The organism is Pseudomonas fluorescens, from assembly GCF_002837185.1.
GTDB classification, from domain to species: Bacteria; Pseudomonadota; Gammaproteobacteria; order Pseudomonadales; family Pseudomonadaceae; genus Aquipseudomonas; species Aquipseudomonas fluorescens_AM.
The window spans coordinates 164,161-173,292 of record NZ_KZ477988.1 but is presented as its reverse complement, the minus strand read 5'-3'; the positions used below and the strand labels follow the sequence as shown (position 1 = coordinate 173,292).

The window sequence follows — 9,132 nt, the reverse complement described above, 5'->3', positions numbered from 1 at the left end:
TACATGTGTAACTGACCCACTGCTATCGGGAGCAAGCCCCCTCCCACACTGGCTGTGTTCACACCTTCAGATATGTAAATACAGTCAAATGTGGGAGGGGGCTGTGTTCACAGCTTCAGATGTGTAAATACCGTCAAATGTGGGAGGGGGCTTGCCCCCGATGCGGTGTGTCAGTGGATGCATGTGTAACTGACCCGCCGCTATCGGGAGCAAGCTCCCTCCCACATTAGAATTGGTATTCAGCCCCAGCCCCCGCATACCAGGAGCGCCCCGGCGCCGCTTCGTAATAGCGACCATTGCCGTCCCCCACAATCACCGACCCCACGTACTGACGATCCAGCAGGTTATCCAGGCGCAAGGTCTGGTGAAACGTCCAGTGCTCCACTTTCTGCTCAAACCGCGCACGCCAGTTGAATACGCTGTAGCCCGGTGCGGCGTGTTGGCGGTTGGTGTCTTCGACGTAGACTTTGCTGCGGTACATGCCTTCGATGGCGGTACTGACCCAGTCCCGCGGTTTCCAGTTCAGTTCGGTGAACAGTGTGGTTTGCGGAACGCCGGGCAGGTAGTTGCCTTTGTCGATGGTATTAGCGCCGCTGGCGAAGTCGCTGTCGTAGGTCGCTTGCAGGCGGGTGTAGGCGAGGTTGGCGCTCCAATGCTCGCTGAGTTGGCTCTCGACCCCAAGTTCGAAGCCACGGCGCAGCGTGCGCCCGGCATTCTGGTAGCTGGTGCGCCCGCCGATGGATTGCTGCACGACCAGTTCGTCTTCAGTGGTGATCTGAAAAAGCGCAGCGTTGATGCGGGTGTTGTTCAGTTGTGCCTTCACACCTATTTCATATTGCGTGCTTTCAGACGGCTTCAAGCCAAAGTTGAAACCCTCCACGTTACCCGGCGCATAGGCCAGCTCGGCCTGGGTGGGCGTTTCGAAGCCTTTGCCGGCACTGACGTAACCGTGCAGGTCGGGCGTGAAGGCGTACATCACGCTCATCGACGGCGTGTTCTTCTGGTAGGTCTTGTTGCCGCTGGCGTCGCCGTTGCCGAGGAATTGATCGTCCACCTCCAGCTCCATGGTGCTGTGGCGAATGCCGGCTTGCAGGGTCCAGCGGTCCAGGGCCCAGTTGGCCTGGAGGTAAGGATCGAGGCTGCGCGCGGTGTCGATTTCATCGCGGCGTAGCTGGCCTTTCACGCCCAGGGTGGCGCCGCTGTAGTTCTGGTAGCCGTGGCGGCTGTCTTCGCTCTGGTCGAAGTCCAGGCCCGCGATGACCGTCAACGCCCCCGGTGCGCTCTCGATGGGTTGCATCCAGCGCGCGCTGCCACCGTAGAACGTGCGGTCAAATTGCACCACGCCACCGCCGCGCTCGTTGGCGGGTGTGCCCCTGGGGATCGACAGGTACTGAATCACACTCCGTCGCCCCGTATACGCATTCACCTGCAGCGTCGCAGCACCGATGTAGCGCTCGTAGTTCATGCCCAGTTGCTGATGATCGATACTTTTACGCGTGTTGTAGGTCAACGCATTGGCGCTCACCGAACGCGGGTCAGCTTTGTACGCCGCCCAGGTCTGCCCCAGCGGGTCCTGCGTACCGTTCTGTTCCAGGCTGCTATAGATCAACGCCAGCTTGCTGTCGTCATCCGGCTGGAAGTTGAACTTGGCGAACGTCTGGTCACGGCGCGCGCTGCTGTGGTCGCGGTAGCCATTGGTGTCCATGCGCGAGGCGTCGAGCACGAAGCCTGCACCCTCGGCTGCGCCTTCGGCGATGAGGTGGTTTTTGTTCAGTCCATCGCTGCCCACCAGGGTTTCGGCGCCGATGCGTGGCGGGCCTTCGCCGTCGCGGGAGAACATCTGGATCACCCCGCCGGCGTTGCTGCCATACAGCGTCGCTGCCGGGCCGCGCAGGACTTCGAGGCGTTCAGCGGTGTCGAGATTGAACGTTGCCGCCTGGCCCTGGCCATCCGGGGTGCTGGCGGGGATGCCGTCGGCAACCAGCTTGATGCCGCGCACCCCGAATGCCGAGCGGGCGCCGAAGCCACGGGAAGAAATCTGCAGGTCCTGCGCATAGTTCTGGCGGTTCTGCACCACCAGGCCCGGGACGCGGGACAGGGCTTCGGAGGCGTTGATGCCCAGTTGGCCGTCGCTGATCTGTTCGCGGTTGATAGCGTCCACCGAGTACGGCAGGTCGAAGGTCGGGCTGGCGCTGCGCGAGCCGGTGACCACGCTGGGGTCAAGCATCAACGGCGTTTCTTCGGCCTGGACGGTGGAGCACAGGCCCAGCAGGAGCAGGGCGAGGCGGGAGGGAGCGGGTAGGGTCATGAAGAGGCCGAGTCCGTGGCGCAACGCATGTTGAGTGGCGTAGGCGCAAATGTCGCAAGTTTAACGATTCCCCTCGATTTTGCCGAACCCGATTGCCGTTGGGCTGAACAGGAAGTTTCCCACGCAAAGCGACGGCGCCAGGCGGCTGGACCGTTAGAGGGGCGATGCTAGATTTTCGACCTCATTCCTGAAAAAAGAGCTGGGTATGTGCACAACACCTATGAAGTTGCTGGTGCTGGCGTGGATTGCGTCAATGATGGTTGGCTGCGGGACCGTCACCACTGTGATGCGTGAAGATGCCGTCACCGTTCGCGCGCTCAAGGCGGATAAAACCTATTGCCAGTCCGTGCCGCGTATCTACAGTGGGGTGACGTATAACCTGTGTGTCCTGCATGGGCCGCCGAATGCGGGGAGCAGCCTGGCGGTCAATAGCGTCCCCTGGACATTCATTGATGTGCCGCTCTCCGGTGTCATGGACACGCTTTTCCTGCCCTATACGCTCTACCGGCAAAGCGTCGATGGCAGCATCGAGATTCGCTAGCCCTTGCCGCTAACAGCTTCCTGCTGCTTTTAAGTTATAATCCCGCCCTTTAGCTGTTTCTCGCCCGGGCGGGAGGCACACTTTTTTCAGGCGCAATGCGCCTGCATGCAGACTAAAAGAGGCTAGACCCCAGTGGCATTGACGATTCTTGGCCTGTCCGGCGCCCTTAGCCATGATCCTTCCGCGGCCCTGTATATCGACGGCAAGCTGATTGCGGCCGCCGAAGAAGAGCGCTTTGTACGCGACAAACATGCAAAGAACCGCATGCCCTACGAGTCGGCGAAGTTCTGCCTGGAACAGGCCGGCATCAAACCTTGCGACGTTGATGTGGTGGCGATCCCGTTCGCCCCGATCAGCCTGTTCGGCGAGGCACGCTGGCACTACGCCAAACGCTACTGGTACGCCCCGGACCGTGCGCTCGACGCGATCCTGATGGGCAATCGCCGTTACAAGCGCTATCGCAACAAGATTGTCTGGTGCCTGGAGCAACTGGGCTTCGATCCGAAGAAGATCAAGATCGAACCGGTCGAACACCACCTGGCCCATGCTTCCAGTGCTTATCACTGCTCGGGCTTCCAGGAGAAAACCGCGATCCTGGGCATCGACGGCAAGGGTGAGTACGCCACCACGTTCTTCGGCTATGGCGAAAACGGCAAGATCCACAAGATCAAGGAATTCTACGATCCGGACTCCCTGGGCGGCCTGTATGGCGCAATTACCGAGTTCCTCGGTTTCGAGATGCTCGACGGTGAGTTCAAGGTCATGGGCATGGCGCCGTATGGCGATGCCAGCAAGTATGATTTCTCGCGCCTGGCCTCCTTCGAGAATGGCGAGCTGGTGATCAACACCGACTACGCCAACGTCATCGGCCTGCGCCGTTATAAGGAGAAGGGCAAGGGTTTCTACTTCTCGCCAAAACTGATCGAGTGGCTGGGGCCCAAGCGCGAAGGCGACATTGCCGACGAGCCGTACATCCACTACGCGGCCAGCATGCAGGCACTGTTCGAGAAGCTGGCCTTGCAGATGATCGACCATTACCTGGGCGACATCCTCAAGGACACCGGCAAGCTGGCCTTTGCCGGCGGCTGCGCGCTGAACGTCAAGTTGAACCAGAAAATCATTGCCCGCGATGACGTCAAAGAGCTGTTCGTGCAGCCGGCGTCGGGCGATGCTGGCACTGCGGTCGGTGCGGCGGCGTATGTGTCCCACGCCCGTGGTGTGCCGGTCGAGAAGATGGAACACGTCTACCTCGGCCCGTCCTACAGCAACGAAGACGTGATTGCCGCGTGCGCCAAGCACGAGAGCAAGCCGAACTGGCGCAAGATCGAGAACATGCCCCAGCGTATCGCCAAGATCATGGTCGACGGCAACCCGGTGGCCTGGTTCCAGGGCCGCATGGAGTTTGGTCCGCGCGCCCTGGGCGGTCGTTCGATCATCGGTTGCCCGAGCGCCACCGGCGTGGCCGACCGTATCAACCACCAGATCAAGTTCCGCGAGCGCTGGAGGCCTTTCTGCCCGTCGATGCTCGACACCGTGGCCCCGCAAATGATCAAGGTCGACCATCCGGCGCCGTTCATGACCTTCACCTTTGAAGTGTCGGAAGAGTGGAAGACCCGCGTGCCGGAAGTGGTGCACGAAGACGGCACCTCCCGTGCCCAGGTACTCAAGCGCGAGTACAACCCGCGCTACTACGACATGATGAAAGAGCTGGAAGTACTGACCGGCAACGGCGTGTCCCTGAACACCTCGCTCAACCGTCGTGGCGAAGCGATGATCTGCTCGCCGACCGACGCGCTGAACATGTTCTTCGGCTCCGACCTGCAGTACCTGATCATGGAAGACATCCTGGTGGTCAAGGATGGCGTGGACCCTTATGACGCTGTGGTTTAAATGCTGAACCGCTTCCAGGGTTGGCGTGAACGTGGCTGGACGCCTGTCGACGCCGAAGTTTATGCCCAGGCCTGGCAGCGTTACGGCGGCAGCGTGGCGACCCATCCCCAGGTGATCGAACGCCTGGCGGGGTTGGCGCAGATTCCGGTGCGTTACCTGGGCTGGGAGCAGGGCGGTGAACTCAAGGGCGCGATAGCCACCTGGGGACGCGACCTGGCCCTGTCCAAGGACGTACTCAAGCGCACCGGCAAGAAGGGCCTGTTTGACCTGGGCAATGCCGAGATCATCCTGCCGATTGCCGCCGATGCGCAGGTGCCGCTGCGTCACCGTGGTCGTTATTTGTCGGCGCTGAACCAGGGGCGCGTGAGCACCCTGAAGCCCCAGGCCGAGCAATTGGCCATGGCGCGTACTCCCGAAGACCTGTCGAAAAAGTTTCGCTACAACCAGCGCCGTGAGTTGCGTTTGCTGGAAGAAGCAGGCGGCGTGGCGCGGCCGGTCAGCGAGTTTTCCGGCGCGCAGCTGGCGGCGATTTATTGCGATCTGTTCCAGCGTCGCTGGGGCTTTCCTGCCACCGGTGCCGAGCGTCTGGCCGAGGTGCTGGAATTGCTCAAGGCGTTCCTGATCGGTTCGGTGCTGTTTCTCAATGACGCGCCGATCGCCGTGCAAGTGGTGTATCGCGTTCAAGCGCCCGAATGGATAAGCGTTGAGTACGTCAACGGTGGCGTCGACCCTGAGACCCGTGCGTTCAGCCCGGGGAGTGTGCTGAGTTTCCTCAATACACAAAGTGCCTGGGAGCATGCGCGCGCGCAGGATTTGCCGCTGCGCTTCTCTTTCGGGCGTGCCGACCGTGAATATAAAGAGCGCTGGTGCAACCCGGTGCCGGTGTTCAGCGTATGAGCCGCAAACAGCAATTGCTCAAGCGCCATCGGCGCAACAAGCGTATCGCGCTGCTGATCGGCTTGCTGGTACTGATCGTGACGGGCGTGCTGGTGGCCTGGTGGCTGCCGCTGATCCTTGCGCTGCTGCTGTGGGTGGCTCACGAAGCCTGGTTTGCCGATCATCTGTTTTATTCGCCCAGGGACGACTATCAGTACCGCTTCGCCCCGGGCGGCCAGCAGGTTGGCCTGCGCCTGGATAACGGGCGGTGGGTGCCGGATACGCCGTTGGAACTGGCAGGTGACGAGACGCTGATCCTTCAAGTGCAGCTCAAGAGCGGTTGGCTCGGGCGTTTCCTTGACCCGGCGGTCGAGCTGCCGGGGGATCGTCAGGCGTTTGAGCGCGGTGTGGCGGGCAAGCGGTACCTCAATCTGACCGGTTCTGCTGTAACGCTGGCGGCTGGCGAGTTGACGTTGCGCGGCCGATTCTGCCGCGTGGTCGGCCAGCCGAAGCTGTGGATTTTCCGTCAGCCGGATCACGCCCGCCAGCGGGTGATGGTGATCGCCCCTCACGCCGACGACGCCGAACTGGCCGCCTTTGGTCTGTACGCCCGGGCGGATGAGAGCTGGATCGTGACCCTCACCGCAGGTGAAATCGAAGCCGAGCATTATCAGCAGATGGGCCTGACGCAGGTCGATGCCGCTCGACTCAAAGGGCGCCTGCGGGCCTGGGACAGCATTTGCGTGCCGCGCTGGGCCGGTGTTCCCGAGGCACAGTGCGTGCAACTGGGTTACTTCTGCCTGCAGCTGCCGGCCATGCAGGCCGCGCCGGATCAGCCCCAGGCGTCCCGCGAAGCGCAATTGGACGATACGCGGCTGTTTCGCCGGTTCAACAGCCTGGCGCTGCCCGGCGATCGGGACGGTGCTCCGACGTGGGTCAACCTGGTTGCCGATCTACGTGCGGTGCTGCTCAAGGCGCGGCCCGAGGTGATCGTGTTGCCGACACCGCTCCTTGACCCTCACCCGGATCATATCTGCGCCTACAACGCCGTTATCGAAGCGTTGCAAGGGCTCGAGTGGCAACCCAACACATTGCTCGGCTATGCCAACCACCTGCATGATAACGACCGCTGGCCCATGGGCGATTCGGGCGCCGGCGTGGCGTTGCCGCCGCAGTTCGATGCCGGCCAGGTGTTTGAACCGTATTGCCGTGTGTTGAGCGTCAGCCAGCAGCAGGACAAGGCCATGGCGCTGGGGATGATGCATGACCTGCAACCCCGGCCGCCTTTCAAGCGTCGCATGCGCCGTCTGCTGCAACAATTGCTGGCGGGTCGTTGTCCATCGCCTTACGGCGAGAATGAGTTTTTTCGCAAGGCCGTGCGCCGTCACGAACTGCTTTGGGTGCTCAAGCAGGACTGAAGTTGATTTTTACGTCGGGCTGCGCGCAGTAGCCTGGTTGCCTCATGGAGCAATATGAAGCCTCGTTTCAAGGTTTTGCAGTTACAGCCGGACTACAACGTCAAACTCCATGATTTTGCTGACCTCGGTGAGCAGATCGTCAAGTCGTTGCCGGTTGAACGGTTCGAGGTCACATCGGCCTTCCTCAGTGGGCGCCCTCAGCCCGGCCAGCCGCTGAGCGTGGCCGACCATTCCAAATATTTCGAATTCCCCGAGAAAGCCCTGAAGGGCATTCGTCTTGGGGCAATGTGGGAAATCTACAAGTATTGCCGCGAGCAGAAGTTCGACGTGGTCATCTGTAACCGCTTCAAGTCGGTGAACATGATGCTGGCGCTCAACCGCTGGTTGAAGATTCCTCTGTGCATCGGCATCTCCCACGGTTTCGGCGAGTATGAGCGGGCCTATCGTCGGCGCCAGATGCGCCGCATGGTCAGTCCGGCCTGGCGGTTTGTCGGGGTTTCGGCGGCGGTGAGGGATTATCTGGTGGGCCTGAACTGTGGCTTTACCCACGAGAACACCACCTTCGTCACCAACGCTATCGACATCCCCCAGGCCGAGGCCTTGCAGTTGCCGCGCGAGCAAGCGCGGCAGGCCCTTGGCCTGCCTCTGAACGCCCGGATGATTGGTGCCCTGGGGCGCCTGGTCCCGATCAAGGGGCACACGCACCTGTTGCAGGCGTTTGCCCGGCTCAAGGACAAATATCCTCAGGCTCAGGTGGGTATCATCGGTTCCGGTCGTGCCGAAGCTGACCTGCGAGCGGACATCGAGCGTCTTGGGCTCGTGGGGCGTGCGCATTTGCTGGGCTTTCGTGAGGACGGTCTGCAGTACGTACGCGCTTTCGACATCTGGACTATGCCGTCCCTGCTTGAAGGCCTGGGCCTGGCGCTGCTGGAAGGCATGAGCGGGCGCCTGCCGGTGATCGCCTCCAACGGGCCGGCCATGTTGCCGCTGGTGGAAGGGGCGGGCGGCTTGTCCCATGAGCCCGGCAATGTGGAGCAATTGGCTGCGGCGCTCGACACTTACCTGGCCATGAGTGATGAACAGTTACGCGCCAAGGGTGAGCAGGTGTTCCGTTACCTGGAGGCAAACCACGCCTTGGCTGAGTTCCAGGGCAAGTACCTGGATTTGATCGAAACCGGTTTGAAAGAAGCAGGTAGAGCATGACAGCGCAACAACCGTTGGTCTCGGTGATTATCGCGTCCTACAACCACGCTCGGTACATCGAGCAGAGCATCCTGAGTGTGCTCGGCCAGACTTACCCGAATATCGAACTGCTGGTGATCGACGATGGCTCCAAGGATGACAGCGTCGAATGCATCCGGCGGCTGCAGGCTGAGCACGGGTTTGATTTCCAGGTGCAACAGAACCAGGGGCTGACCGCCACACTGAACAACGCGCTTGCCCGCGCCAAAGGCAGCCTGATCGCGCCATTCGGCTCAGACGACATTATGCTGCCCGACCGTATCGCGACCCAGGTGGCCTATATGGAAGGCAAGCCGAGGGTGGGGATCTGCGCCGGCAACATCGAGCTGGTCGACGGTGATGGCAACCTGCATCCGGAGAAAAAACAACGCCGTGATGTGCCGTTTCGCAGTCTCGACTTCGACGACATGTTCATGGACCGCAAGCCGTTTCCACCCGCGCCAACCATGTTGATCCGCCGGCAAGCGCTGGAGGAAGTCGGTGGTTTCGATCCGCTGATTCCCCTGGAAGACCTGCTGATTCAATTGAAGATAACCGCGGCGGGCTACACCATCGATGCGCTTGACGTAGTCATGGCGCAGTACCGGCAGCATGCCAGCAATACCTACAAAAACCACCGCTACATGATCCAGAACATCCTCAAGACCTACGCCAAGTTCAGCGACCACCCGGCCTACGATGCGGTGCGCTATAACTTCCTGAACTCGATGTTCCTCAAGACCGCCGACCGTGACCGGCCATTGGCGCGGGAGATTCTCAAGCAGATCCCGCTGAAATTCTGGGGGCGCAAGACCCTGCGTGGGTTGGTGCGGCTGTATCTGACGCCGTTGAAAGGCTGAAGGCCAAGGATGTAAAAA

Annotated in this window: 7 protein-coding genes; 6 read left to right on the top strand and 1 reads right to left on the bottom strand. The window is 61.1% G+C overall.

Translation table 11 applies throughout. From position 1 onward, the window contains the following. Positions 1-226: 226 nt before the first annotated feature. The gene (locus tag CIB54_RS05650) at positions 227-2,308 is read right to left on the bottom strand and encodes a TonB-dependent receptor family protein (protein ID WP_101218978.1); all 2,082 of its coding nucleotides are present in this window, start codon (positions 2,306-2,308) and stop codon (positions 227-229) included. A 205-nt stretch (positions 2,309-2,513) separates the two neighbouring features. Here CIB54_RS05650 and CIB54_RS05645 point away from each other — a divergent pair, with 205 nt between their 5' ends. The 6 genes from CIB54_RS05645 (at position 2,514) to CIB54_RS05620 (ending at position 9,114) form a co-directional block, all read left to right on the top strand. Next, on the top strand, positions 2,514-2,849 hold the full coding sequence (locus tag CIB54_RS05645) for a YceK/YidQ family lipoprotein (protein ID WP_083217993.1): 336 nt from the start codon (positions 2,514-2,516) through the stop codon (positions 2,847-2,849). A gap of 132 nt (positions 2,850-2,981) precedes the next feature. Beyond that, the gene (locus tag CIB54_RS05640; RefSeq protein WP_101218976.1) at positions 2,982-4,739 is read left to right on the top strand and encodes a carbamoyltransferase family protein; all 1,758 of its coding nucleotides are present in this window, start codon (positions 2,982-2,984) and stop codon (positions 4,737-4,739) included. Further along, positions 4,740-5,636, top strand: coding sequence for an antimicrobial resistance protein Mig-14 (locus CIB54_RS05635; protein ID WP_101218974.1), 897 nt, complete (start codon positions 4,740-4,742; stop codon positions 5,634-5,636). It begins immediately after the preceding gene. Then, a complete protein-coding gene (locus CIB54_RS05630) occupies positions 5,633-7,033 on the top strand; it encodes a PIG-L deacetylase family protein (RefSeq protein WP_101218972.1) in 1,401 nt (466 codons plus the stop codon). Before CIB54_RS05635 ends, CIB54_RS05630 begins: the two co-directional genes overlap by 4 nt. A 54-nt stretch (positions 7,034-7,087) precedes the next feature. After that, a complete protein-coding gene (locus CIB54_RS05625) occupies positions 7,088-8,236 on the top strand; it encodes a glycosyltransferase family 4 protein (RefSeq protein ID WP_101218970.1) in 1,149 nt (382 codons plus the stop codon). Beyond that, positions 8,233-9,114, top strand: a complete 882-nt coding sequence (locus CIB54_RS05620; protein WP_101218968.1) for a glycosyltransferase — start codon at positions 8,233-8,235, stop codon at positions 9,112-9,114. The genes CIB54_RS05625 and CIB54_RS05620 overlap by 4 nt, the downstream gene beginning before the upstream one ends. Positions 9,115-9,132 lie beyond the last annotated feature (18 nt).

Bases quoted from the DNA above. Each gene is read 5' to 3' on its own strand.
- CIB54_RS05625 (WP_101218970.1), top strand. From the start codon at position 7,088: ATGAAGCCTCGTTTCAAGGTTTTGCAGTTACAGCCGGACTACAACGTC.
- CIB54_RS05650 (WP_101218978.1), bottom strand. From the start codon at position 2,308: ATGACCCTACCCGCTCCCTCCCGCCTCGCCCTGCTCCTGCTGGGCCTG.
- CIB54_RS05645 (WP_083217993.1), top strand. From the start codon at position 2,514: ATGTGCACAACACCTATGAAGTTGCTGGTGCTGGCGTGGATTGCGTCA.
- CIB54_RS05630 (WP_101218972.1), top strand. From the start codon at position 5,633: ATGAGCCGCAAACAGCAATTGCTCAAGCGCCATCGGCGCAACAAGCGT.
- CIB54_RS05635 (WP_101218974.1), top strand. From the start codon at position 4,740: ATGCTGAACCGCTTCCAGGGTTGGCGTGAACGTGGCTGGACGCCTGTC.
- CIB54_RS05620 (WP_101218968.1), top strand. From the start codon at position 8,233: ATGACAGCGCAACAACCGTTGGTCTCGGTGATTATCGCGTCCTACAAC.